Below are 23,964 nucleotides of genomic sequence, written 5' to 3' on the forward strand. Positions count from 1 at the left end.
ACCCGGTCCCATCCCGAACCCGGAAGTTAAGCCTGCCAGCGCCGATGGTACTGCAACCGAGAGGATGTGGGAGAGTAGGACGCAGCCGGACAATCATTCGCCGAAAGGCCGACACCATGTGTCGGCCTTTCGGTGTTTTTGTCGTTGGATGTCTCTCCAAGAGCCCTTTCGCGTCCACATTTCGCTGTTCTGGCGCGGATCTCCACAGGCCGTCGGCGCCGGATGGCTCACTCTGCTTCTCCAGGTCGATGCTCTCGTCATGAACCAGAGCGAGCAGACATCGATGAACTCCGTACAGTTGCAGGGGCGCATCACCGGGGTGCCCGAGATGAGGGAGCTGCCCAGCGGCGACGCGGTGTGCGTGTGCCGCCTCGCGGTCGCCCGCGACGAGGTGAGGTTGCTCCCCTCGGGAAGGCGCTCGCCGTCGGTCGACGTCATCGACCTGGCCGGGTGGACCGCCCGGTTGCGCCGTTCGATGGGTGGCTGGATCCCGGGCGACCAGGTGCAGGTCGAGGGCGCGATACGGCGCCGCTTCTACCAGGCCGGCGGCCGCACGATGTCGCGTGTGGAGGTGGAGGTCAGCTCGGCGCGACGGGTTCGTCGCGCAAGGACCTGATCAGCACGCCGAGACTCGGCTTGGGCTGGAAGGACGTCGCCTTCTCGGGCAACAAGCGGTCGGCCTCGGCGATCTCGATCACCTGGTCGACCGACGGCGCCGGCATCAGCACCGACACGGCGTCGGGGCGGGCCTTGGCGAGGGCGTCGTCGACGGAGTGGTGGTAGTCGATGGCGCTGGGACCGTGGGGCAGCGCCGGCACGATCCTGCGATGCAGGGTCTCGACGGCGGCCTCACGCTCGTCGGCATCGAGCTTGATGACGGCCCAGGACCGGCCATCGGTGGCCACCAGCCGGGTGGCCGAGAGTGCGGCCACCGCGTCGGGCTGGTTCTGCTCCTCGAAGGTGAGGCCCACGCTCTCCACGGCGTCGCGGAGGTGGACCATTGCGGTGCCGGCCAGGGTGCGGTGGATCGGTCCCAGGAACAGGGGGGTGGCCTCCTGGTCCACCAGCATCGCGAGACCGAAGTCGGTCGCCGACCGACCGGGGGCGGCGAACCGTCGCTGGAGGCGCAGGTAGGCGGCGTAGCGGTGATGCCCGTCGGCGATCAGGGCGCGACCACCGGCGAGCTCTGCGGCGATCGCCTCGAGGGTGGCGGGTTCGCGGATCGTCCAGATCCGGTGCTGCTGCTCTCCGCGGTCGGTGAAGGTGTGTGCGGGAGGTGTGGCGACGACGGCGCTCAAGGTCTCACGGAGGGCCTTGCTCCCGCGGTGCACCAGCAGGATCGGCGCAGGGTTGAGCTCCATCTCTGCCATCCGGTCGGCCAGGTCGTCGGCCTGGGCCGGATGGATCCCTTCGTGGGGCAGGACGGCCCGGTCCTCTGGGCGGGTGGCCCGTCGCGACACGTCGAGGGCACCGACCAGGCCGCGCACCGTCATCCCGGCCGAGCTGTACTCGTGCAGGTAGAGCGCAGGCAGGTCGTCGTGACGGACGTACCCGCGCGCCTGCCAGCGCAGCAGCCGCGCGGAGACGTCCTTGTAGGGACGGGCGAAGGCGCGTCCCGTGGTCGGGTTCCCGACACGGGCGGGCGTCAGCATCAGCCCGCGGAAGGGCTCGAGGCGCAACGGACCCGCGACGTAGGGCGGGGTCACCAGTGCTGTTGCGTCCACTCCCGCATCGTACGGAGCCGCGCGTGGAGCAGGCTGGCAAGGTGGTCCTGTGTTGCTGACTTCCACCTCCGTGCTCACGGAGGTCTACGACCTGGCCATGCTCGACCTGGACGGTGTCGTCTACATCGGTGCCGAAGCCGTCCCGGGAGCAGCCGGTCACATCGCTGCGGCACGCTCCGCTGGCATGCGGATCGCCTTCGTCACCAACAACGCCTCCCGTCCACCGGAGACCGTCGCCCAGCACCTGAGCGATCTCGGTGTGTCCGCCAGCGCCTCGGACGTCGTGACGAGCGCGCAGGCCGCAGCCCGCCTGGCGCGGGGACGCTGGGGGCGGGGCGCCCGCGTGGTGTGTCTGGGTGCTCCCGGTCTGGAGCAGGCACTGGTCGAGGCGGGACTGGTTCCGGTGGGTGTCGAGGAGGAAGCCGTCGGCCTGGTCAGCGGCTATGGACCGGATCTGCGTTGGTCGACGATCATGCGTGCCGCCGTACTGATCGGGGACGGTCTGCCCTGGGTGGCCAGCAACACCGACCAGTCGATTCCGACGGCGTTCGGGGTGGCGCCCGGCCACGGTGTGCTGGTCGAGATGGTCAGCCGCTTCACGGGCGTGGTCCCCGTCGTGGCAGGCAAGCCGGAGCGCCCGCTCCTCGACGAGACCGTGCGGCGGGTCGGAGGCGCCCGGCCGCTGATGATCGGTGACCGACTCGACACCGACATCGAAGGCGCCCGGAACGCCGGAGTGGACTCGCTGCTCGTCCTCACCGGAGTCACCGGGCTCGGGGACCTGGTCGCGGCGCCCGTGCCGCTTCGACCGTCCTACCTGTCCGCGAACCTGGCGGGCCTGTTCGACGCGCACGTCGCACCGACGCGCGTGGAGGACCGGTGGGTCGCAGGTGGCTGGAGCTGCCGGGTGGCGAAGGACGGTCGGATCGAGATGGCGACGGACGCTGCGCGGCCTGACGCCGCCCAGCGCGACGACTGGTGGCGCGCTGTGGCGGCGGCTGCCTGGGACCACCTCGACCGAACCGGATCGGTGGTCGACATCACCGCGGCACGGGTCCCCGCGCCCGACCCGTCGGCGCGGTAGCCTCGCGACATGACCGAGGTTCCTGTACCGGCACCCACGCCGACCGGCATCGAGGCCGTCGACCGCGTCCTCGACCTGGTCGCGGGTCTGGACGTCCGTCCGCTCGACGAGCACGCGGCCGTCTTCGAGGAGGCCCACGCCGGCCTCCGGCACACGCTCGACAACCCGCCGGCTGCCGACTAGCGCTGTGCCACCGCGACGCCTGCGGCTGGACGCAGAGCTGGTACGACGTCAGCTGGCGCCCTCCAGGGAACGGGCTGCCCAGCTCATCGCCGACCGCCGGGTCAAGGTCGCCGGCGTCGTCGCGACCAAGCCGGCGACCGGTGTCACGACCGATGTCGCGATCGTCGTCCTCGAGGGCGAGCACGGTCCGGACTACGTGTCGCGTGGTGCCCACAAGCTCGCTGGTGCGCTCGCTGCCTTCGCTCCACTCGGACTGGGTGTCGCCGGTCGGCGGTGCCTCGACGCCGGGGCGTCGACCGGTGGCTTCACCGACGTACTCCTCCGTGCCGGCGCCCAGCAGGTGGTTGCGGTCGACGTCGGCTACGGCCAGCTGCACTGGTCGCTGCAGAAGGACGACCGGGTCGACATCCACGACCGCACCAACGTCCGTGCCCTGGTCCCGGACCAGATCGGCGGTCAGGTCGACCTCGTGGTCGGTGACCTCTCCTTCATCTCGCTGGTCCTCGTCCTCGAGGCACTGCTCGGCGTGACCCGCCCCGACGGCGACCTCGCGTTGATGGTGAAGCCGCAGTTCGAGGTCGGCAAGGACCGGGTCGGCAAGGGCGGCGTCGTCCGCGATGCCGCTCTGAGGACCGAAGCCGTGCTCGGGGTGGCCCATGCGGCCGCCGCGCGTGGCTGGGGTGCGCAGGCCGTGACGGTGAGTCCGTTGCCGGGTCCCTCGGGCAATGTGGAGTTCTTCCTCTGGCTGCGCCACGGCCCCGCGATGGTGGACGACGAGGCCATTGCCGAGGTCGTGCACCGCGGGACGTCGGAGCATGATGAGAAGGTGGGCCCATGACCGACCCGCGCCGCGTCCTCGTCCTGGCGCACACGCGACGCCCCGAAGCCCGTGAGGTCGCCCGGGCCTTCGTCAAGGAGCTGACCGGGCACGGCATCGTGGTGCGTCTCCTGCGCGCCGAGGCCGACGACCTGGACCTCGATCCGGACGGCTACGACCCGGCGGTCGAGCTCACCGACTCCGAGACCGATGCCAGCCGCGGCTGCGAGCTCACCGTCGTCATCGGCGGCGACGGCAGCATCCTGCGAGCGGCCGAGGTCACCTACGCCCGGCTCACGCCCGTGCTCGGCGTCAACCTGGGCCACGTCGGATTCCTCGCCGAGGCCGAGCACGAGGACGTCGCCGACACCATCGAGGCGATCGTCCACCAGCGCTACACCACCGAGGACCGCCTGACCCTGGACGTGCGGGCCTTCGTCGACGGCGAGCTGGTCTACACGACCTTCGCGGTCAACGAGGCGAGTGTCGAGAAGGCGTCGCGCGAGCGGATGCTCGAGGTCGTCGTCGAGATCGACAACCGGCCGCTGTCCCGATGGGGCTGCGACGGCGTCGTCTGTGCGACGCCCACCGGCTCCACGGCGTACAACTTCAGCGCGGGTGGCCCGATCGTGTGGCCCCAGGTCGAGGCGCTGTGCATCGTCCCGCTCAGCGCGCATGCCCTGTTCGCGCGACCGATGGTGGTCGCGCCGTCCTCGGTGATCGCGATCGAGGTGCTCGAGGGCAACCAGGGCTCCGGCGTGCTGTGGTGCGACGGGCGACGCAGTGTCGACCTCCCGCCGGGCGCCCGGATCGAGGTGAGCCGGGGTCTGCGACCGGTGCGTCTGGTGCGCCTGCACCAGCGGCCGTTCACCGACCGGCTGGTTGCCAAGTTCGGCCTGTCGGTCGCCGGCTGGCGTGGCACGGCCGAGCAGCGCAACAACGCCAGGGGACAGGGAGAGATCACGTGATCGAGGAGCTCAGGATCAGCTCGCTCGGGGTGATCGACTGCTCCGTGCTCGAGCTCGGCCCCGGCCTCACCGTGATCACGGGCGAGACCGGCGCCGGCAAGACCATGGTCGTCACGGCCCTCGGGCTGCTGCTCGGGGGACGGGCGGACAGCGGAGCGGTCCGCGCCGGTGCCCGTCAGGCGCGGGTGGAGGGCCTGGTGTCCACCACCTCGGTCCCCGGACTGGCCGCTGCGGTCGAGGACGCCGGTGGCGAGGTGGAGGACGGGACGACCGTCCTCGCCCGCAACGTCAATGCAGAAGGGCGCTCGCGTGCCTTCGTCGGTGGGGCGGCGGTGCCCATCTCCACCCTCACCGAGATCACCGAGCCTCTCGTCGCGGTGCACGGGCAGTCGGATCAGCACCGCCTGCTCAAGCCGCAGACCCAACGCCACGCGCTCGACCGCTTCGGCGCGCTCGAGCCCCTGAACGCCACCTATGCCGGGATCCACGACCGGTTGGTCGCCACCGAGCAGGAGCTCGCGGAGGTGACGGCGAGCGCGCGGGAGCGCGCTCGCGAGGCCGACGTGCTGCGCTTCGGCGTCGACGAGGTCGAGGCGGTCTCGCCCCAACCCGGCGAGGACGTCGAGCTGGCGGCCGAGGAGGCCCGGCTCGGTCATGCCGACACGCTGCGCGGTGCTGCCGAGCAGGCCCGCGAGGCCCTGTCCAGCGAGCACGGGTCGCCTGACGCGTTGGGCGCGGTCGCGGCAGCACGCGGTCTGCTGGAGGGTGTGCGTGACCACGACCCCGAGGCGGCCTCGCTCGCCGACCGGGTCGCCGAGGTCAGCTACCTGTTGTCCGACGTCGCGGCCGACGTCGCGTCGTACTGCTCGGGCGTGGACACCGATCCTGCCCGGCTCGCCTCGGTGTCCGAGCGGCGGGCGGCCCTGCTCTCCCTCACCCGGAAGTACGGCGAGACCGTCGCCGACGTGCTGGCCTGGGCCGATGCCTCCTCGGCCCGCCTGCTCGACCTCGACTCGACCGACGAGCGGATCCAGGAGCTCGCGGCCACGGCGGGCCGACTGCGCGCAGAGCTCGCTGCGGCCGGCCTCGCGCTCAGCAAGGCCCGCACGGAAGCGGCTGCCCGGCTCTCCAGCGCCGTGAGTGACGAGCTCACCCTCCTCGCCATGCCGCACGCCCACGTGAGGATCCGGGTGTCCCGGCGCGAGGTCACGGCGCCGATCGACCCTGCCCGTCCGCCCGCCGACCAGGTCGCGGTGGGGGAGCAGTGGATCCGCTTCAGCCGCAGCGGGCTGGACGACGTCGAGTTCCTGCTCGCCGCCAACTCGGGCTCCGAGCCGCGACCCCTGCACAAGGGTGCCTCGGGCGGCGAGCTCTCCCGGGTGATGCTGGCCGTCGAGGTCTGCCTCGCCGGGACGAGTCCCGTCCCGACCTTCGTGTTCGACGAGGTCGACTCCGGCGTGGGTGGCGCCGCAGCCGTGGAGATCGGGCGACGCCTGGCCACCCTCGCCGACCAGGCCCAGGTCCTGGTCGTCACCCACCTTCCCCAGGTCGCGGCGTTCGCAGATCGCCATGTCCTGGTGGAGAAGTCCAGCGACGGCACCGTCACGACCTCGGGACTGGTGACCCTCGACGACGCGGGCCGTGAGAGGGAACTCTCGCGGATGCTCGCTGGCCTCTCGGAGTCCGACACCGCCCTCGCCCACGCGCGCGAACTGCTCGATGTGGCGCGGCGGCGTGCAGGCTGAGCAATCACCGCGTAGAATGGAATCCCGTGAACACGGCGCCCGGTAGTGGTACGAATCGACAGGCAAAACACCTCTTCGTGACCGGGGGCGTCGCCTCCTCCCTCGGCAAGGGTCTGACTGCTTCCAGTCTCGGTCGTCTGCTGCGCTCGCGTGGCCTTCGGGTCACCATGCAGAAGCTGGACCCCTATCTCAACGTCGACCCCGGAACGATGAACCCGTTCCAGCACGGTGAGGTGTTCGTCACCAACGACGGCGCCGAGACCGACCTCGACATCGGTCACTATGAGCGGTTCCTCGACACCGATCTCAGCCAGATCGCCAATGTCACGACCGGGCAGGTCTACTCGACGGTGATCGCCAAGGAGCGCAAGGGCGAGTACCTCGGCGACACCGTCCAGGTGATCCCGCACATCACCAACGAGATCAAGGAACGGATCCTGGCCATGGGCCACGGAACCGGTGCCGACGCGGTGGACATCGTGATCACCGAGGTCGGCGGCACGGTCGGCGACATCGAGTCCCTGCCCTTCCTCGAGGCCGCCCGCCAGGTGCGTCACGACATCGGTCGCGACAACTGCTTCTTCCTGCACGTCTCGCTGGTCCCGTTCATCGGTCCGTCCGGTGAGCTGAAGACCAAGCCGACCCAGCACTCTGTGGCCGCCCTGCGCCAGGTCGGCATCCAGCCCGACGCGGTGGTGTGCCGCGCCGACCGTGAACTGCCGGACAGCATCAAGAAGAAGATCTCGCTGATGTGCGACGTCGAGCAGGAGGCCGTCGTCACGGCCGCCGACGCGCCCTCGATCTACGACATCCCCAAGGTCCTGCACCGTGAGGGCCTGGACGCCTACGTCGTACGACGTCTCAACCTGCCGTTCCGCGACGTCGACTGGACGCTGTGGGACGACCTGCTCCGCCGGGTGCACCACCCCAAGGAGGACGTCACGATCGCGCTGGTCGGCAAGTACATCGACCTCCACGACGCCTACCTCTCGGTGGCCGAGGCGCTGCGCGCCGGTGGGTTCGCCCACGAGGCCAAGGTCCACCTCAAGTGGGTCGCCTCGGACGAGTGCGAGAGCCAGCCCGGCGCAGCCAAGCAGCTGGCCGACGTCGACGCCATCTGCGTGCCCGGTGGCTTCGGCATCCGCGGCCTCGAGGGCAAGCTCGGCGCACTCACCTACGCCCGCGCGCACGGGATCCCCACCCTGGGCCTGTGCCTGGGCCTGCAGAGCATGGTCATCGAGTACGCCCGCACCGAGCTCGGCCTCACCAAGGCGGGATCGACGGAGTTCGACCCGGACACCCCGGAGCCGGTCATCGCGACGATGGAGGAGCAGAAGTCCATCGTCGAGGGCGGCGGCGACCTGGGTGGCACGATGCGACTGGGCCTCTACCCGGCCCGGCTGACCCCGGGCTCGCTCGCGGCCGAGGCCTACGGCGCCGAGCTGATCGAGGAGCGTCACCGGCACCGCTACGAGGTGAACAACGCCTACCGCGCGCAGCTGGAGGAGGCTGGGCTGGTGTTCTCCGGGATCAACCCCGACCTCGACCTGGTCGAGTTCGTCGAGCTGCCGCGCGACGTGCACCCCTACTACGTCGGGACCCAGGCGCACCCCGAGCTCCGCTCGCGCCCGACGCGTCCGCACCCGCTCTTCGCCGGTCTGGTCGGCGCGGCGCTCGCCCGTCAGCGGGAGACGCGTCTGGAGATCGACGAGTCCGGCCTCCATCCCGATCCGGTCGACGAGTGACGACCGGAGCCTGAGGTGCTCGGCGACGTCCCGGAGTCCTGGCCGGTCGAGTCGAGCACCGACGTGCACCGCGACTCGTGGGTGCTCGCGCTGCGTTCGGACCGGGTACGCCGCCCGGGGGACCACGGCGAGGAGCCCTTCCGGCGGCTCGTGGTCGAACACCCCGGTGCTGCCGTGGTGCTGGCCATCGACGACCAGGACCGCGCGCTGTGCATCCGGCAGTACCGCCACGCGGCGCAGCACCGGCTGGTGGAGCTGCCCGCCGGTGTGTGCGACCACGACGGGGAGGACCCCGAGCAGGTCGCCCGCCGCGAGCTGCGGGAGGAGGCCGCGCTGCAGGCCGAGCGCTGGACCCACGTGCTGTCGACGTACAGCTCACCCGGCTACTCCGCGGAGCGGATCCACTACTTCCTCGCCGAGGGGCTCTCGCCCGCGGACCGTGGCGACTTCGTGCTCGAGCACGAGGAGGCCGAGCTGGAAGAGGTCTGGGTCCCGTTCGCCGAGCTGGTGGAGGCGGTCCTGAGCGGCGCGATCGCCGACGGACCGGTGGTCCAGGTCGTGCTGGCCTGCCACGTCCTGCGTGAACGGGCTCGTACGGCGTGAGCGAGCTCGACGCCATCGACGCGGCGATCGTCCGCGAGCTGCAGCAGGACGCGCGGCTCGCGAACAACGTGCTCGCCGCGCGGGTGGGCATCGCCCCCTCGACCTGTCACGGTCGGGTGCGCAGCCTGTTCGAGCGCGGCGTGATCCGCGGAGCCCATGCCGAGGTCGACCAGGCCAGCATCGGTCGCCCGCTGCAGGCGATGATCTCGGTGCGCCTGCGCCCTCATGCCCGCGGTGAGCTGAGCGCGTTCGCCCTGTCGATGGCGGGTCTGCCCGAGGTGCTCAACGTCTACTTCCTCGCTGGCGCCGACGACTTCCTGATCCACGTGGCGACCGCAGGCTCCGAGGAGCTGCGCGAGTTCGTCCTGCACCACCTCAGCGGAACCCGCGACGTCGCGATGACCGAGACGAGCCTGATCTTCGAACATCTCCGCGGTGGCGCCGAATCCGGTTCAGCACAGCGAACCACGCCGGTGCCACCGTCGACGATCTGAGCGTTCTTCGGCCGATCTGCGAATAATCGATCCGAGCACTAGCGCGATGCTCGACTGATCTTCAGTATTTCCTTCCACCAGGGAATCCAGGTCGGATGCCCGCGGCCAGGAGGGTGTCCCCATGCGCGTCGGTGTCGCGAAGGAAGTCAAGAACCACGAGTACCGGGTGGCGATCACGCCGATCGGTGTGCACGAGCTGGTCGCGCACGGTCATGAGGTGATGATCCAGGCGGGTGCCGGGGTGGGTTCCTCGATCGAGGACGCTGACTACGTCGCGGCCGGCGCCACGATCGCGCCGGACGCGGACGCGGTGTGGGGTGCGGCCGAGATGGTGATGAAGGTCAAGGAGCCGGTCGCCGAGGAGTACCACCGGATGCGGGAGGGGCAGGTGCTCTTCACCTATCTCCACCTCGCGGCCGACAAGCGGTTGACCGAGGAGCTGCTGGCCCGCAAGGTGACCGGTGTCGCCTACGAGACGGTCCAGCTTCCCTCGGGAGGACTGCCGCTGCTCTATCCGATGTCGGAGGTCGCTGGTTGCCTCGCGCCCCAGGTCGGCGCGCACGCCCTGATGAAGGCCCAGGGCGGTCGTGGCGTGTTGATGGGCGGCGTCGGTGGCGTGTCCAACGCCAAGGTCGTGATCATCGGTGCCGGTGTCTCGGGCCAGAACGCCGCCAACATCGCGCTCGGCATGGGTGCGGACGTGACGCTGCTCGACACCGATCTCGACAAGCTGCGGATGTCGTTCTGGCGCTACGACAACCGGGTGCACGGACTGGCGAGCTCGAGGCTCGCGCTGGAGCAGCAGGTGATGGCAGCCGACATGGTCATCGGTGCCGTGCTGATCCCCGGTGCCGCGGCGCCGAAGCTGGTGTCGAACGAGCTGGTCTCGCGGATGAAGCCTGGCTCGGTGCTCGTCGACATCGCGGTCGACCAGGGTGGTTGCTTCGAGGACACCCGTCCCACGACGCACGCCGACCCGACCTACCAGGTCCACAACTCGACGTTCTACTGCGTGGCGAACATGCCCGGTGCGGTGCCGAACACCTCGACCTACGCGTTGACCAATGCCACGCTGCCGTACGCCGTGGCGCTGGCCAACCGCGGCTGGCGCGAGGCCTGCCGGGCCGACCACAGCCTCGCGTTGGGCCTCAACACCCACGACGGGATGCTCACCAACACCCCGGTCGGCGAAGCGGTGGGTGTCGAGGCAGTGTCCCTGGACGATGCCCTAGCCTGACCGGGTGAGTGGCACAGGGGCGGTGGACCGGGCGGTTCGCACCTATCTGGACCACCTGAGTGTCGAGAAGGGCCTGGCGGCGAACACCCTGACGTCGTACCGCCGGGACCTGAGGCGCTACCGCGAGCACCTGGCGGGCGCCGGCATCGCCGATCTCGACGGCGTGACGGAGTCGACGGTCACCGAGTTCCTGATGAGCCTGCGCGAGGGCAGCGCCGACCACCCGCCGCTGAGCGCGTCGTCGGCAGCCCGGACCGTCGTGGCGGTGCGGGGCTTCCACCGGTTCGCGGTGTCCGACGGACTCGCCCAGCTCGATCCCGCGGCCAGCGTGAAGCCGCCCAGTCCGCCCAAGCGTCTGCCCAAAGCACTGCCACTCGCGGACGTCGAAGCGATCCTCGACGCCGCCGGTGCGCCCGGAACCCCGCTGGCGCTGCGCGATCGGGCCCTGCTCGAGGTGCTCTACGGCACCGGTGCCCGGATCTCCGAGGCGATCGGGCTCGACGTGGACGACGTCAGCGGACTGATCGGTCTGGCCGACGGAGGTGCCGACGACACGGTCCTGCTGAGCGGCAAGGGCGGCAAGGAACGTCTGGTTCCGGTCGGCACCTATGCCCGCGAGGCGCTGTCGGCCTACCTGGTGCGGGGACGGCCGGCGCTCGTCGCGAAGGCGACGCCCGGGCTCTTCCTCAACTCCCGTGGGGGACGACTGTCGCGCCAGTCCGCGTGGGCCGTGCTGGTCAAGGCCGCCGAGCGCGCAGGCGTGACGCGCGATGTCTCTCCGCACACCCTGCGCCACTCGTTCGCCACGCACCTGCTGGACGGCGGCGCCGACGTCCGCGTCGTCCAGGAGCTGCTCGGCCATGCGTCGGTCACCACGACGCAGGTCTACACGCTCGTGACCGTCGACAACCTGCGCGAGGTCTTCGCCACCGCACACCCGAGAGCCCGCGATGCCTGAATCCACCGACGCCACTGCTTCGACCGACGAGGCCTATGACCGGATCCTCGCGCACGCCGAGGCGCAGGGTCTGACGCTCTACGACCACCAGGAGGAGGCGATCCTGTCCCTGCTGGCCGGGGACAACGTCGTCCTGGCGACGCCCACCGGCTCGGGCAAGTCCCTGGTCGCGATCGCGGCGGCGATGGCGGCACAGGCCGACGACCGGGTCAGCTTCTACACCGCTCCGATCAAGGCACTGGTGAGCGAGAAGTTCTTCGACCTCGTCGAGGTCTTCGGCGCCGACGACGTCGGCATGCTGACCGGCGACGTCGCGGTCAACGCCGATGCGCCGATCATCTGCTGCACCGCCGAGGTGCTCGCGAACATCGCCCTGCGCGAGGGTGCCGCAGCCGACGTCGGCATGGTCGTCATGGACGAGTTCCACTTCTACGGCGAGCCCGGGCGGGGCTGGGCATGGCAGGTGCCGCTCATCGAACTGCCGCGCGCCCAGTTCCTGCTGATGTCCGCGACGCTCGGCGATGTCACGGAGCTCGCGGCGGACCTGACCCGACGCAACGGTCGCGCCACCTCGGTGGTCGACGACGCGGAACGCCCCGTGCCGCTCGACTTCGCCTGGTCGCTGGAGCCCATGGGCGACAAGCTCGCCGAGCTCGTGACGACCGGTCAGGGCCCGGTCTACGTCGTGCACTTCACCCAGGCCGCTGCCGTCGATCACGCGGTGTCGCTGCTCGCCGGTCCGGGGCGTCTCGACACGGTCCTGCCGAAGGACCGCAAGGAGCAGATCGCCGAGCGGATCGCCGGCGTGCGCTTCGCTGCCGGGTTCGGCAAGACCCTGAGCAAGCTGCTGCGCCAGGGCATCGGCGTCCACCACGCCGGGATGCTGCCTCGTTACCGGCGTCTGGTCGAGCAGCTGGCGCAGGCCGGCCTGCTCACCGTCATCTGCGGCACGGACACCCTCGGCGTCGGCATCAACGTGCCCATCCGCACGGTCCTGTTCACCGGACTGGCGAAGTTCGACGGCAGCCGCCAACGGGTGCTGCGGACCCGCGAGTTCCTGCAGATCGCCGGCAGGGCGGGCCGAGCGGGCTTCGACACGGCCGGCTACGTCGTCGTCCAGGCTCCGGAGCACATCATCGACAACGAGAAGGCGAAGGCGAAGGCAGCCGCCAAGAACGCTGCGATGAGTGAGCAGCAACAGGCCAAGCGCGCGTCCAAGGCGCAGCTGCGCAAGCCGCCCGCCGGCACCGTCGTGTGGAGCGAACAGACCTTCGACAAGCTGGTCGCCGGGCGTCCCGAGGCGCTGAAGTCGCAGATGAAGGTCGACAACGGGATGCTCGTGAACGTCCTGTCCCGCGAGGAGGACGCGTTCCCGGTCATGCGCCGGCTGTTGATGGACAACCACGAGGACCGCAAGACCCAGCTCCGCCTCGCCCAGCGCGCCGTGCGGCTGGCGCGCAGCCTGGTCCGGTCCGAGGTCCTGACCCGGTTGGACGAGGTCGACTCCTTCGGGCGCCGGTTCGTGCTCACCGAGGCCCTGCCGGTCGACTTCGCCCTCAACCAGCCGCTGTCGCACTTCGCGCTGGCCGTCCTCGACGTGCTCGACCCGGACAGCGAGACCTTCATGCTCGACGTGGTCTCGGTGGTGGAGTCGACCCTGGAGGCGCCACGGCCGTTGCTGATGGCCCAGCGCCACGCGGCGCGCGGTGACGCGATCGCGGCGCTGAAGGCCGATGGGGTCGAGTACGACGAGCGGATGGCCCTGATCGAGGAGATCAGCTGGCCCGAGCCGCTCTCCGAGCTCCTCGAGCCGCTCTTCGAGACCTACCGGGAGCGGCACCCGTGGCTCTCGCCCGATGCCCTGGCCCCGAAGTCGGTCGTGCGCGCCATGTGGGAACAGGGGATGGGCTTCACGGACCTCGTGTCGCGCTACCAGGTGGCACGCTCCGAGGGTCTGGTCCTGCGCTACCTGACCGACGCCTACCGCGCCCTGCGCCAGACCGTCGCGCAGGCGCACCGGACCGAGGAGCTGGAGCTGCTCATCGAGTGGCTCGGGGAGACCGTGCGCCAGGTCGACTCCTCCCTGCTCGACGAGTGGGAGGCGCTCGCCGACCCGTCGCACGCGACCACGGCGGTCAGCCATCACGAGCCCCCGCCGCCACCCCGCCCGCTCAGCCAGCAGGGTCGGGTCTTCGACGTCATGGTCCGCAACGCGATGTGGCGCCGGGTCGAGCTGGTCGCCCGCGACGAGGTACCCGCGCTCGCGGTTCTCGACGAGGACGCCGAGTGGGGCGAGGCCGAGTGGGACCAGGCGATCGAGGCCTACTACGCCGAGCACGACCGGCTGGCGACCGACGGCGACGCCCGTGGCCCGGCCCTCCTGGCCATCGAGAAGCAGCCCGGACGCTGGGTCGCGACCCAGACGTTGCACGACCCGGAGGGCGATCACGACTGGGTGATCCGGGCCGAGATCGACCTCGCCGCCAGCGACGAGGCCGGCGAGGCCGTCGTACGCACCCTCGAGATGGCCTGCCTGACCGGCTGAGCGGCGCGTCGGTGCCCGCGTCCGCAATGTCTCCGTGTCGACATTGTTGGATGAAGGAGTCCCGGGCTCTGGGGAAGGAGCCCGCAACCACTCCACGACAAAAGGTGAGGGCGATGGTCGGTATCTATGGAGGATCCAGTGCACCCGACATGCCACCGCGGGTGCAGATCCCGTTGGGCTCGGAGGATGCCATGACATTGCAGTTCCCGACTTCGGACGACGTCTCGGAGTCCGAGGGACCGGCCGCGAAGGCGTCCGGCTCCTCGAAGCTCGGCCCGACGGGCCGGCCGATGCCGAGCTTCCCGGTGCCGAAGCCGATCGAGGTCCACGGCCAGGCCCGGGTGGTCTCGATGTGCAACCAGAAGGGCGGCGTCGGCAAGACGACGACCACGATCAACCTGGGTGCCGCCCTGGCCGAGTTCGGCCGCAAGGTGCTCCTGGTCGACTTCGACCCGCAGGGCTCGCTCTCCGTCGGTCTCGGCCTGAACCCGCACGAGATGGACAGCACCATCTACAACCTGCTGCTGGACCGCGACACGACGCTGGCCGACGTGGTCGTGCCGTCCGGGATCCCCGGCATGGACCTCCTGCCGTCCAACATCGACCTGTCGGCGGCCGAGGTGCAGCTCGTGCACGAGGTCGCCCGCGAGCAGACGCTGCAGCGCGTGCTGGCGCCCGCCCTGGCGGACTACGACATCATCCTGATCGACTGCCAGCCCTCGCTGGGCCTGCTGACGGTCAACGCCCTGACGGCCTCGCACGGCGTCATCGTCCCGCTGGAGTGCGAGTACTTCGCGCTGCGCGGTGTGGCGCTGCTCAAGCAGACCATCGACAAGGTCAAGGAGCGGCTCAACCCCGCCCTGGAGATCGACGGCGTGCTCGGCACGATGTACGACGGCCGCACGCTGCACGGACGCGAGGTGCTCGAGCGTCTGGTGCAGGCCTGGGGTGACCAGGTCTTCCACACCGTCATCCGCCGGACCGTGAAGTTCTCCGACTCGACCGTGGCCGGGGAGCCCATCACGTCGTACGCCTCGTCCTCGAGCGGCGCGGAGGCCTATCGGCAGCTCGCGAGGGAGGTGGCGCTGCGGTGGCCCGACGCGTGAGCCTGCCCAACGCCGACGACCTGTTCCGGGCGACCTCGGAGCCTGCGGTCCGTGCGGTGCCCGACCCGCCCGCCGCGGCCGCCCAGAAGGGACCGAGCGGACGGATCCGGCACGACGAGAAGATCACTGTCTACGTCACCGCCACCGAGCTGATGGCGCTCGAACAGGCCCGGCTGACGTTGCGCGGCGAGCACGGCCTGGTCGTGGACCGTGGCCGGCTGGTGCGCGAGGCGCTGCACCTGGTCCTGGAGGAGCTGGAGTCCGGGGGAGAGGACTCCGCGCTGGTCAGGCGCCTGCGTGAATGACGACACCGAGCTCGCCGGGGAGCCCTCCACGGGCTTCGCAGTCCACCTGGCGAACTTCGAGGGCCCGTTCGACCTCCTGCTGAGCCTGATCTCCAAGCACAAGCTGGACGTCACGGAGATCTCGCTCTCCTCGGTCACCGACGAGTTCATCGCGCACATCAAGAACCTCCCGGATGCCGACCTGGAGGAGACGACGTCCTTCCTGCTGGTCGCGGCGACCCTGCTCGACCTCAAGGCCGCACGGCTCCTGCCGCAGGGCGACGTCGAGGACGAGGAGGACCTGGCGCTGCTGGAGGCGCGGGACCTGCTCTTCGCGCGCCTGCTGCAGTACAAGGCCTACAAGCAGGTGGCCGCGGTCATGGACCGGCGGCTGCAGGCCGAAGCGCTGCGCTTCCCCCGTGCGGTCGGCCTCGAGGAGAGGTTCGCGGGTCTGCTGCCCGAGGTGCTGATCGGGATCGGGCTCGAGGCCTTCGCCGCACTCGCGGCCCGGGCGATGGAGCCCAAGGCCGAGCTCGAGTTCAACCTCCACCACATCCACGCGCCCACGGTCAGCGTGCGCGAGCAGGCCGTGATCGTGGCCGACCGGCTGCGGCGCAGCGGCACGATGACCTTCCGGGCGCTGTGCGGCGACTCGCCGGACACGTTGACCACCGTCGCCCGCTTCCTCTCGCTGCTCGAGCTGTTCCGCGAGGGCGCCGTCGCGTTCGACCAGGTCACCCCGCTCGGTGAGCTCACCGTGCGGTGGACCGGGGACGAAGAGGTCGATGTCGGCGACCTGATCACCGACGAGTTCGACGGAGCGCCCGTCCCCGACGAGGCCCCCAGCACCGAGGAGACACCCGACGATGACTGATGCACCTGACGAGGCGCTCGCCGTCCCGCTCGCGGCCCTGCGCCCCGCCCTCGAGGCGGTGCTGATGGTCGCTGACCAACCACTGGACCTGCTGTCCCTGGCCACAGCCGTCGGCTACCCCTCGCCCGAGGTGTCCGAGGCGCTGCTCGCGCTCGCGGGGGAGTACGACGAGCAGGGCCGCGGCTTCGAGCTGCGCAACGTCGCCGGTGGGTGGCGCTACTACACCCGCGAGGAGTTCGCCCCGGTCGTCGAGGCCTTCGTGCTCGAGGGCCAGCAGGCCAGGCTCACCCAGGCGGCGCTGGAGACGCTGGCGGTCGTGGCCTACCAGCAGCCGGTGTCGCGCGCGCGGGTCTCGGCGGTACGCGGTGTCAACGTCGACGGCGTGATGCGTACGCTGATCAGTCGCGGACTCGTCGAGGAGGCCGGCCGCGACGGGGAGCACGGCGCCACGCTGTACCGCACCTCGTCGTACTTCCTCGAGCGGATCGGCATCGTCTCCCTGGACGAGCTGCCCGATCTCGCTCCGCACCTCCCCGACCTGGCCGACGTCGAGGAGGAGCTGGCGCCGAGCCAGCCGATTGACCAGGAACCTGTGGAAGGAACCCATTGACCCGCGAGATCGCCGTTGACGAGGACGGCCTGATCCGACTGCAGAAGCTGCTCGCCACCTCCGGCGTCGCCTCGCGCCGCAAGTGCGAGGAGCTGATGCTCGAGGGTGAGGTCGAGGTCGACGGCGAGGTCGTCACCCGACTCGGCACCAAGGTCGATCCCCGCACCGCGGTGATCAAGGTGTCCGGCAAGCGTCTCCCGCCCGTGTCCGATCACGTCTACCTCGTGCTCAACAAGCCGCGCGGTGTGGTCTCGACGATGTCGGACCCCGAGGGACGCAAGACCCTCACCGACTTCCTCGGCAACCGTCGCGAGCGCCTGTTCCACGTCGGCCGGCTCGACACCGACACCTCCGGCCTGCTGTTGCTGACCAACGACGGGGAGTTCGCGCACCGCATGGCGCACCCGTCCTTCGAGGTCGAGAAGACCTACGTCGCCGAGGTCGCCGGCCGGCTCGCGAAGGGAACTGTCGCCGACCTGCTCGCGGGGGTCACCCTCGAGGACGGTCCGGTGCAGGTCCGCCGGGCACGGGTCATCGACACCGCCGCCGAGAAGTCGATCATCGAGCTGGTCATCCACGAGGGCCGCAACCGGATCGTGCGCCGCCTGCTCGACCAGGTCGGCCACCCGGTGCGGCAGCTGAGCCGCACGAAGTTCGGTCCGATCGAGCTCGGCACGCTCAGCGGGGGAACCCTGCGCGAGCTGAGCGACGACGAGCTCGGACAGCTGCTGGACCTGGTGGGTCTGTGAGCGAGCAGGCCACTCCGACCGGTGGGGGCAGCCTGGTCGGACCGGTCGAGATCGTGGGAACCGGCCTGATCGGGACCTCGATCGCGCTCGCCTGTCGGCGCGCGGGCCTCGAGGTCCTGCTCACCGACACCTCGCCCGACCACGTCCGCACGGCCACCGGGCTCGGTGCGGGTCGTCCGCGCGCGGCCGGCGACGTGCCGCAGGTGGTCGTGGTCGCCGTACCCCCGGACGCGCTGGGCTCCGCGGTCGGTGCCGCCCTCGACGCCGCAGGTCCCGAGACCGTCGTGACCGACGTCGGCAGCGTGAAGGCGGCTCCGCTGGCTGCGGTCCAGGGCCACCCGGCGCTGAGTCGGTACGTCGGGAGCCACCCGATGGCCGGGACGGAGCACTCGGGTCCGCTCTCGGCGAGCGCAGCCCTGTTCGACGGCCGCCCCTGGGCAGTCACGCCCGGTCCCTCGTCGACCCCGTCGGCCGTGCGCCAGGTCGAGGCGCTGGTGCTGCTCTGTGGCGCGGTCCCGGTCCACCTGAGCCCGAGTGAGCACGACCGGGCCGTCGCCCGGACCTCGCACGTCCCCCACCTGATGGCCTCCCTGGTCGCTGGCACCCTCGCGGGCGCCCCCGCCGAGCACCTCGCGCTCTCCGGCACCGGCGTGCGTGACGTGACCCGGGTCGCGGGCGGGGACCCCCGTCTCTACAGCCAGATCATCGGCGGCAACGCCACGGCGGTCGCCAACCTGCTCGCCGAGGTGCGTGACCGGCTGGACCTGGTCCTGGAGGCCGTCGCCGGCGGTGACCGGGCGGGCCTCGAGTCGCTGCTGGGCTTCGGCCAGGCCGGGACCCGGGTGATCCCGGGCAAGCACGGCGTGGCCCCGCAGCCCATGGCGGCGGTCCGGGTCGCCGTCCCCGACCATCCGGGCGAGCTCGCCCGGCTCTTCGCCGATGCCGGCGCGAGCGGCGTCAACATCGAGGACGTCCGGATCGACCACGACCCGGGCCGACCGGTCGGGCTGGTCGAGCTGGACGTCGTCGCGGTCCGTGCCGACGAGCTCCGGGCGGCGCTGGAGTCGAAGGGCTGGACGGTTCCCTGAGCCGGTCACCGGTAGTCTGCGGGCCGTGAACGTGCCGAAGAGTGTCGTGGTTGCCGTTGACGGGACGTCCGGATCGGGCAAGTCGAGCACGTGCCGTGCGGTCGCCGACCGCGTCGGTCTGCGCTACCTCGACACCGGTGCGCAGTACCGCGCGATGACGTGGTGGATGCTCGCTGCCGGCGTCGACGTCCACGATCCTGCTGCCGTCGCGGCACGGGCCGGGGAGCCGGTCCTGGTGTCCGGCACGGATCCTCTGGGGCCGACGATCACCGTCGACGGTCGCGACGTGTCGGTCGAGATCCGCAGCGACGAGGTCAACGGCGCGGTCTCGCCGGTCAGCACGGTCCCTGAGGTGCGTTCCCGCCTGGTCGCCCTGCAGCGTGAGCTGGTCGGCGCCGGCGGCATCGTCGTCGAGGGCCGCGACATCGGCTCCGTGGTGTGGCCCGAGGCCGAGGTCAAGATCTACCTGACGGCCGACCCCGCGGCACGTGCCGCGCGCCGGGCCCTCGAGAACGACACCTCCGACGTCGCCGCCACGCAGGAGTCCCTCCTGGCCCGCGACAAGATCGACTCCGGCCGGGCGGTGGCCCCGCTGACCATGGCCGACGGCGCCGTCCACATCGACTCCACGGACCTGACCCTCGACGAGGTCGTCGAGCTGGTGGTGGGCCTGGTGATGGAGCGCGAGTGAGCGCCCATCGCGAGTCGCCGCGCAGCGACACCGTGCGGCCTCCCGCCCGGTGGCTGCTGCGCGGTGCCCGACCGACGGCCCGTTGGCTCATCCAGCGGCGCTGGGACGTCCACGTGCACCATCGCGAGAGGTTCCCCGCGACCGGACCGGTCGTGGTGGCCGGCAACCACGTCGGTTTCATCGACGGCCCGCTGATGGCGATCTTCGCTCCGCGGCCGGTGCACGCGCTGACCAAGGAGGAGATGTTCCGCGGCGGGCTCGGCTGGTTCCTCAGGCGGGCCGGGCAGGTGCCGTTGGACCGGTTCCACACCGACCCGCGTGCGGTCCGCACGGCCCTCCACGTGCTGCGCGAGGGCAACCCGGTGGGTGTGTTCCCCGAGGGCACCCGCGGACCGGGGGACCTCGAGGAGTTCCACACCGGAGCGGCCTATCTCGCGCTCGTGACCGGCGCCCCCGTCGTACCCCTGACCTTCATCGGGAGCCGCGAACCGGGTGGTTCGAGCAGCTCGCTCCCGGCCAAGGGGCAGCGCATCGATGTGGTGGTCGGCAAGGCGATGTCCGTCGATGCTGTGTCCTGGCCCCGGACGCGAGACAATGTTCGTCTGATGTCGGCTGCCCTCCAGGCGCACATGCGCAGTGGGCTGGCCGATGCCCTGGACGAGACGGGGCGGAGCCTGCCCGGCCCGCTCCCGCAAGGAGACACAGATGAGTGACGTTCCCGTGGTGGCCGTCGTCGGCCGCCCGAACGTCGGCAAGTCGACGCTGGTAAACCGTATCCTCGGCCGCCGCGAGGCAGTCGTGGAGGACGTTCCCGGTGTGACCCGGGACCGCGTGTCCTACGACGCCGAGTGGAGCGGACGGGCGTTCACCGTCGTCGACACCGGCGGCTGGGACCCCGACGCCCGCGGCCTGGCCGAGCGGATCAAGGAACAGGCGGAGATCGCCGTCAGCCTGGCCGATGCCGTGCTGTTCGTCGTCGACGCCACGATCGGGATCACCGACGCAGACGAAGCCGTGGTGCGCGTCCTGCGCAAGTCCGGCAAGAACGTCGTCCTCGCCGCCAACAAGGTCGACGACGAGCGGGCGGAGGCCCAGGCGTTCGGCCTGTGGAACCTCGGTCTCGGCGAGCCGCACATGGTCTCGGCGCTGCACGGTCGAGGCTCGGGCGACATGCTCGACGCCATCCTGGCCGTCCTGCCGGACGCCCCCGAGCACAGCCCGACCGAGGTCGGCGGCCCGCGACGGATCGCCATCGTCGGACGCCCCAACGTCGGCAAGTCCTCGCTGCTCAACCAGCTCGCCGGTGAGAACCGGGTCGTCGTCGACAACGTCGCCGGCACGACCGTCGACCCCGTCGACGAGCTGGTCGACCTCGGTGGCGAGACCTGGCGCTTCATCGACACCGCGGGCATCCGCAAGCGGGTCAAGGAGGCCTCGGGCCACGAGTACTACGCCTGGCTGCGCACCTCGACCGCCATCGAGCGGGCCGAGGTCTGCGTGCTGGTCCTCGCCGGCAACGAGTCGGTCGCCGAGCAGGACATCCGGATCCTGCAGGAGGTCCGCGAGGCGGGCAAGGCCCTGGTCATCGCGTTCAACAAGTGGGACCTCGTCGACGCCGAGCGTCGCTACTACCTCGACCGCGAGATCGAGCGCGACCTGGTGCAGGTGCAGTGGGCGCCGCGGATCAACATCACCGCGAAGACCGGCTGGCACATCGACCGGATCGTCCCGGCGCTGAACCGGGCCATCGAGGGCTGGGAGACCCGGATCTCGACCGGCTCCTTCAACGCCTTCCTCGGCCGCATCGTCGCCGAGCACCCGCACCCCGTGCGCGGTGGCAAGCAGCCGCGCATCCTGTTCGGCAGCCAGGTGCAGAGTGCGCCGCCGGTGTTCAAGCTGTTCACCACCGGCAAGCTCGACGCGGGCTACGAGCGGTTCATCGAGCGTCGTCTGCGCGAGGAGTTCGGGTTCGTCGGTACGCCGATCGAGATCAAGGTCCAGCCGCGGGAGAAGCGCGGGCGGAAGTAGGCGGAGTTGTTGCGGTTTGGTCCCAAACCGCAACAATTCGGGGCCTGGAGCTGCGGTTCCTGCCCAATCGGTGACTCGACGAGCCCTGCCAACGGGTGGACGTGGTCTTGCATCGTTCGAACATGTGTTCGATCATGGTGGGGTGAGTGTTCGCCCCCTCGAGATGCCCGAGCCGGCCGACCCGCGTGCGGTCCTCGACCAGCTCCGCGGGCGGATCCAGGCGCTCCAGGGCGGACCGACCCGGATGCTCGTGCCGACCTTGCCGATGTTCGAGCCACTCGTGCAGCTGCGCACCGGGGGCGTGTACGCCGTGGACTCGTCCAGCCTCGGCATGGGCCTGGCTGCAGGCGCCTCCCGGTCGGGGGAGTGGGTCGGGTTCGCGGGGTGGGACGACTTCGGGGTCGAGGCGGCTCACCAGTGGGGGATCGACCTGTCCCGCACGGTGCTGGTGCCTGCTCCGGGTGAGCACTGGCTCGAGGTGACCGCGGCGCTCGTCGACGTCCTCAAGGTGGTCGTGCTCCGCCCGCCCGGTCCGGTGGATGCGAAGTCGGCGAGCATCATCGATGCCCGGCTGCGGGCGCGATCGGGTGTGCTGGTCGTCCAGGGGGAGTGGCCGCGATGCGAGCTGCGCCTCACCGCCGAGCAGACCACCTGGAGCGGCATCGGTGACGGACGTGGCCGGCTGCGCGAGCGGCAGGTCGCGATGGTGGCCCGCGGCTCCGGGGGTGCGCCGAGGCGCGCCGTCGTGGTGCTGTGATGTGCCCGTGGCCTGATGTGCCCGGTGACCTGATGTGCCCGGTGGCCTGATGCGCACGATGGTCCTGTGGTGCCCCGACTGGTCGGTGACCGCGGGTCTGCTGGAGCTGGCCGACGAGCAGGGCGACTCGCCCGTGACCGTGGCGGCGCCGGCCGTCGTACTCGCCAACAACAAGGTGGTCGTCTGCAACACCGCCGCCCGTTCCGAGGGGGTACGGCGTGGTCAGCGTCGCCGCGACGCCCAGGCGCGCTGTCCGGAGGTGGTGCTGCTGAGTGCCAATCCGGCTCGTGACGCCCGCTGGTTCGAACCGGTCCTCTCGGCCGTCGAGGAGGTGCGCCCCGGGGTGGCTCCGTTGCGGCCGGGGATGCTGGCGGTGCCTGCGCCCGGGCGCTACTTCGCGCGGGCCGGCCTCAGCGGGGAGGAGGCGGCAGCAGCGGTCCTGGCCGAGCACCTCGTCGGTGCCGGTGTGTGGGACTGCCGGTTCGGGTCGGCCGACGACCTCTACACCGCCGAGCGCGCGGCGCGCCTGGCCACGGCGCAGGCGTGCACGGTCGTGCCGGTCGGCGGTTCGGCGCTCTTCCTGCGCGGGCTCCCGGTCACGGTGCTCGCTGACGACGGGCCCGAGGGTGCCGAGCTGGCGGACCTGCTGCGCCGGCTGGGGCTGGTGCTCCTCGGCGACTTTGCTGCCCTCTCGGGTGCCTCGGTCAGCAACCGCTTCGGCAGCTACGGCATGGACGTGTGGCGTCGTGTGCACGGCGAGGAGGTCTCCCGGCTCGCCTCCCGGACCCCGCCCCCCGAGCTGGCGTGCGAGATCTCCTTCGAACCGCCCCTGGAATCTGCCGAGGCGGTCACCTTCAGTGTGCGCACCACCGCGGAACGGTTCATCGCCGGGCTCGCGGACCGGCAGCTGGTCGCCACCGGAGTCCGGGTCGAGGCGGAGTTCGAGGACATCGGCCACGGTGGGGGTGTTTCGGCCCGCACCTGGCTGCACCCGCGCTGCTTCACCTCCCGCGACCTGGTGGATCGCGTGCACTGGCAGCTGCAGGCAGGCATGGCGACCTCTGGCCTGCGCAGCCGCAAGACGACGGGGGAGCGGATCGACGCGCCGGTCACCCTCGTCCGCTTCCTGCCCGACACGGTGGAGCCGGCCGGTGACCATGCCGACGGCCTGTGGGGTGGTGGCGCCGACGACCAGGTCGTCCGCGGTGTCGCACGGGTCCAGGCCGTGGTCGGGTACGACGCCGTCCGGGTCCCGGTGCGTCAGGGCGGCCGGAGCGCAGCCGACCGACAGACACTGGTCCCGTGGGGCGAGCGTCCCGTCGGGCTGCGCCCGGTCGATCGGCCGTGGCCCGGGCAGATCCCGGGACCCGCGCCGAGCCGGGTCTTCGCCGAGGGCCGGGAGGCCGAGGTCGTCGACGAGGCGGGCGTCGCCGTCGCGATCACCGCGCGGGGCGTGGTCACCGGAGCGCCGTGGCGCTTCCGGGTCGGCCAGCGTTGGCAGCCCGTCGGATCCTGGGCAGGTCCCTGGCCGGTCGACGAGTCCTGGTGGCTGGGGGCAGGGGCGGGTGGACGCTCGGCGCGCTTCCAGGTCGTCGGGGTCGACGGCAGGGCCTGGCTGCTGCGCTGGACGTCGCCGGGGAGCTGGGCGGCGGAGGCGGCGTACGACTGAACCGG

Annotated in this window: 24 protein-coding genes and 1 rRNA gene; 24 read left to right on the plus strand and 1 reads right to left on the minus strand. The window is 71.0% G+C overall.

Going from position 1 to position 23,964, the window contains the following annotated elements; translation table 11 throughout:
• Together rrf and ASE01_RS18380 are read left to right on the plus strand one after the other, a co-directional pair.
• A 5S ribosomal RNA gene (rrf, locus tag ASE01_RS18375) occupies nucleotides 1–91 on the plus strand; the annotation flags it as partial.
• 192 nt (nucleotides 92–283) lie between these two features.
• Entirely contained in the window at nucleotides 284–616 is a 333-nt protein-coding gene (locus ASE01_RS18380) for a single-stranded DNA-binding protein (RefSeq protein ID WP_200958912.1), read from the plus strand.
• Here the strand turns inward: ASE01_RS18380 and ASE01_RS18385 are convergent.
• Nucleotides 579–1,724: a DUF1015 family protein gene (locus ASE01_RS18385; RefSeq protein WP_157537534.1), complete on the minus strand. Its 1,146-nt coding sequence runs from the start codon at nucleotides 1,722–1,724 to the stop codon at nucleotides 579–581. The genes ASE01_RS18380 and ASE01_RS18385 overlap by 38 nt on opposite strands.
• A gap of 49 nt (nucleotides 1,725–1,773) precedes the next feature.
• Here ASE01_RS18385 and ASE01_RS18390 point away from each other — a divergent pair, with 49 nt between their 5' ends.
• The 22 genes from ASE01_RS18390 to ASE01_RS18490 all read left to right on the plus strand — a co-directional run bounded on the left by ASE01_RS18390 (nucleotide 1,774) and on the right by ASE01_RS18490 (nucleotide 23,959).
• Nucleotides 1,774–2,808 (plus strand): HAD-IIA family hydrolase, encoded by a 1,035-nt coding sequence (locus tag ASE01_RS18390; protein WP_056755772.1) that lies wholly within the window; start codon nucleotides 1,774–1,776, stop codon nucleotides 2,806–2,808.
• Nucleotides 2,809–2,817: 9 nt separating this feature from the next.
• Nucleotides 2,818–2,991, plus strand: coding sequence for a hypothetical protein (locus ASE01_RS24535; protein ID WP_157537536.1), 174 nt, complete (start codon nucleotides 2,818–2,820; stop codon nucleotides 2,989–2,991).
• 4 nt (nucleotides 2,992–2,995) lie between these two features.
• On the plus strand, nucleotides 2,996–3,829 hold the full coding sequence (locus ASE01_RS18395; RefSeq protein ID WP_056755774.1) for a TlyA family RNA methyltransferase: 834 nt from the start codon (nucleotides 2,996–2,998) through the stop codon (nucleotides 3,827–3,829).
• Entirely contained in the window at nucleotides 3,826–4,776 is a 951-nt protein-coding gene (locus ASE01_RS18400; RefSeq protein WP_056755777.1) for an NAD kinase, read from the plus strand. Before ASE01_RS18395 ends, ASE01_RS18400 begins: the two co-directional genes overlap by 4 nt.
• On the plus strand, nucleotides 4,773–6,521 hold the full coding sequence (gene recN / locus ASE01_RS18405) for a DNA repair protein RecN (protein ID WP_056755780.1): 1,749 nt from the start codon (nucleotides 4,773–4,775) through the stop codon (nucleotides 6,519–6,521). The genes ASE01_RS18400 and recN overlap by 4 nt, the downstream gene beginning before the upstream one ends.
• A gap of 26 nt (nucleotides 6,522–6,547) precedes the next feature.
• Nucleotides 6,548–8,266 carry a CTP synthase gene (locus tag ASE01_RS18410; protein WP_056755783.1) on the plus strand — a complete coding sequence of 573 codons (1,719 nt, stop codon included), beginning with the start codon at nucleotides 6,548–6,550 and terminating at the stop codon, nucleotides 8,264–8,266.
• A 15-nt stretch (nucleotides 8,267–8,281) separates the two neighbouring features.
• Complete coding sequence (locus tag ASE01_RS18415) at nucleotides 8,282–8,869, plus strand: NUDIX domain-containing protein (RefSeq protein ID WP_056755786.1); 588 nt, start codon at nucleotides 8,282–8,284, stop codon at nucleotides 8,867–8,869.
• Nucleotides 8,866–9,363, plus strand: coding sequence for an Lrp/AsnC family transcriptional regulator (locus ASE01_RS18420; RefSeq protein WP_157537537.1), 498 nt, complete (start codon nucleotides 8,866–8,868; stop codon nucleotides 9,361–9,363). The genes ASE01_RS18415 and ASE01_RS18420 overlap by 4 nt, the downstream gene beginning before the upstream one ends.
• 121 nt (nucleotides 9,364–9,484) lie before the next feature.
• A complete protein-coding gene (gene ald / locus ASE01_RS18425) occupies nucleotides 9,485–10,600 on the plus strand; it encodes an alanine dehydrogenase (RefSeq protein ID WP_056755789.1) in 1,116 nt (371 codons plus the stop codon).
• Nucleotides 10,601–10,604: 4 nt separating this feature from the next.
• Nucleotides 10,605–11,558 carry a site-specific tyrosine recombinase XerD gene (locus tag ASE01_RS18430; RefSeq protein WP_056755792.1) on the plus strand — a complete coding sequence of 318 codons (954 nt, stop codon included), beginning with the start codon at nucleotides 10,605–10,607 and terminating at the stop codon, nucleotides 11,556–11,558.
• Nucleotides 11,551–14,103: a DEAD/DEAH box helicase gene (locus ASE01_RS18435; protein WP_056755795.1), complete on the plus strand. Its 2,553-nt coding sequence runs from the start codon at nucleotides 11,551–11,553 to the stop codon at nucleotides 14,101–14,103. Before ASE01_RS18430 ends, ASE01_RS18435 begins: the two co-directional genes overlap by 8 nt.
• Before the next feature lie 290 nt (nucleotides 14,104–14,393).
• The gene (locus ASE01_RS18440) at nucleotides 14,394–15,209 is read left to right on the plus strand and encodes a ParA family protein (RefSeq protein ID WP_235536123.1); all 816 of its coding nucleotides are present in this window, start codon (nucleotides 14,394–14,396) and stop codon (nucleotides 15,207–15,209) included.
• A complete protein-coding gene (locus tag ASE01_RS18445) occupies nucleotides 15,194–15,514 on the plus strand; it encodes a hypothetical protein (protein WP_056755801.1) in 321 nt (106 codons plus the stop codon). The genes ASE01_RS18440 and ASE01_RS18445 overlap by 16 nt, the downstream gene beginning before the upstream one ends.
• Entirely contained in the window at nucleotides 15,507–16,367 is an 861-nt protein-coding gene (locus tag ASE01_RS18450; RefSeq protein ID WP_056755805.1) for a segregation and condensation protein A, read from the plus strand. Before ASE01_RS18445 ends, ASE01_RS18450 begins: the two co-directional genes overlap by 8 nt.
• Nucleotides 16,360–16,977 (plus strand): SMC-Scp complex subunit ScpB, encoded by a 618-nt coding sequence (gene scpB, locus ASE01_RS18455; protein WP_056755807.1) that lies wholly within the window; start codon nucleotides 16,360–16,362, stop codon nucleotides 16,975–16,977. Before ASE01_RS18450 ends, scpB begins: the two co-directional genes overlap by 8 nt.
• Nucleotides 16,974–17,726 carry a pseudouridine synthase gene (locus ASE01_RS18460; protein ID WP_056755810.1) on the plus strand — a complete coding sequence of 251 codons (753 nt, stop codon included), beginning with the start codon at nucleotides 16,974–16,976 and terminating at the stop codon, nucleotides 17,724–17,726. Before scpB ends, ASE01_RS18460 begins: the two co-directional genes overlap by 4 nt.
• A complete protein-coding gene (locus tag ASE01_RS18465) occupies nucleotides 17,723–18,814 on the plus strand; it encodes a prephenate dehydrogenase (protein WP_082606216.1) in 1,092 nt (363 codons plus the stop codon). The genes ASE01_RS18460 and ASE01_RS18465 overlap by 4 nt, the downstream gene beginning before the upstream one ends.
• A 25-nt stretch (nucleotides 18,815–18,839) precedes the next feature.
• Nucleotides 18,840–19,505 (plus strand): (d)CMP kinase, encoded by a 666-nt coding sequence (gene cmk / locus ASE01_RS18470; protein ID WP_056755813.1) that lies wholly within the window; start codon nucleotides 18,840–18,842, stop codon nucleotides 19,503–19,505.
• The gene (locus ASE01_RS18475; protein WP_056755815.1) at nucleotides 19,502–20,218 is read left to right on the plus strand and encodes a lysophospholipid acyltransferase family protein; all 717 of its coding nucleotides are present in this window, start codon (nucleotides 19,502–19,504) and stop codon (nucleotides 20,216–20,218) included. The genes cmk and ASE01_RS18475 overlap by 4 nt, the downstream gene beginning before the upstream one ends.
• Entirely contained in the window at nucleotides 20,211–21,533 is a 1,323-nt protein-coding gene (gene der, locus ASE01_RS18480; protein ID WP_056755818.1) for a ribosome biogenesis GTPase Der, read from the plus strand. Before ASE01_RS18475 ends, der begins: the two co-directional genes overlap by 8 nt.
• 142 nt (nucleotides 21,534–21,675) lie before the next feature.
• Nucleotides 21,676–22,290, plus strand: a complete 615-nt coding sequence (locus tag ASE01_RS18485) for a hypothetical protein (RefSeq protein WP_157537539.1) — start codon at nucleotides 21,676–21,678, stop codon at nucleotides 22,288–22,290.
• Nucleotides 22,291–22,339: 49 nt separating this feature from the next.
• The gene (locus ASE01_RS18490) at nucleotides 22,340–23,959 is read left to right on the plus strand and encodes a DNA polymerase (RefSeq protein WP_056756910.1); all 1,620 of its coding nucleotides are present in this window, start codon (nucleotides 22,340–22,342) and stop codon (nucleotides 23,957–23,959) included.
• The last annotated feature ends 5 nt before the right edge of the window (nucleotides 23,960–23,964 follow it).

Source organism: Nocardioides sp. Root190 (assembly GCF_001428565.1).
Lineage (GTDB): Bacteria > Actinomycetota > Actinomycetes > Propionibacteriales > Nocardioidaceae > Nocardioides.

Excerpts from the sequence above, each read along its gene's own strand:
- der (WP_056755818.1), top strand. The coding sequence starts at position 20,211 with ATGAGTGACGTTCCCGTGGTGGCCGTCGTCGGCCGCCCGAACGTCGGC.
- ald (WP_056755789.1), top strand. The coding sequence starts at position 9,485 with ATGCGCGTCGGTGTCGCGAAGGAAGTCAAGAACCACGAGTACCGGGTG.
- ASE01_RS18490 (WP_056756910.1), top strand. The coding sequence starts at position 22,340 with ATGCGCACGATGGTCCTGTGGTGCCCCGACTGGTCGGTGACCGCGGGT.
- scpB (WP_056755807.1), top strand. The coding sequence starts at position 16,360 with ATGACTGATGCACCTGACGAGGCGCTCGCCGTCCCGCTCGCGGCCCTG.
- ASE01_RS18400 (WP_056755777.1), top strand. The coding sequence starts at position 3,826 with ATGACCGACCCGCGCCGCGTCCTCGTCCTGGCGCACACGCGACGCCCC.
- ASE01_RS24535 (WP_157537536.1), top strand. The coding sequence starts at position 2,818 with ATGACCGAGGTTCCTGTACCGGCACCCACGCCGACCGGCATCGAGGCC.
- ASE01_RS18435 (WP_056755795.1), top strand. The coding sequence starts at position 11,551 with ATGCCTGAATCCACCGACGCCACTGCTTCGACCGACGAGGCCTATGAC.
- ASE01_RS18380 (WP_200958912.1), top strand. The coding sequence starts at position 284 with ATGAACTCCGTACAGTTGCAGGGGCGCATCACCGGGGTGCCCGAGATG.
- ASE01_RS18440 (WP_235536123.1), top strand. The coding sequence starts at position 14,394 with ATGCCGAGCTTCCCGGTGCCGAAGCCGATCGAGGTCCACGGCCAGGCC.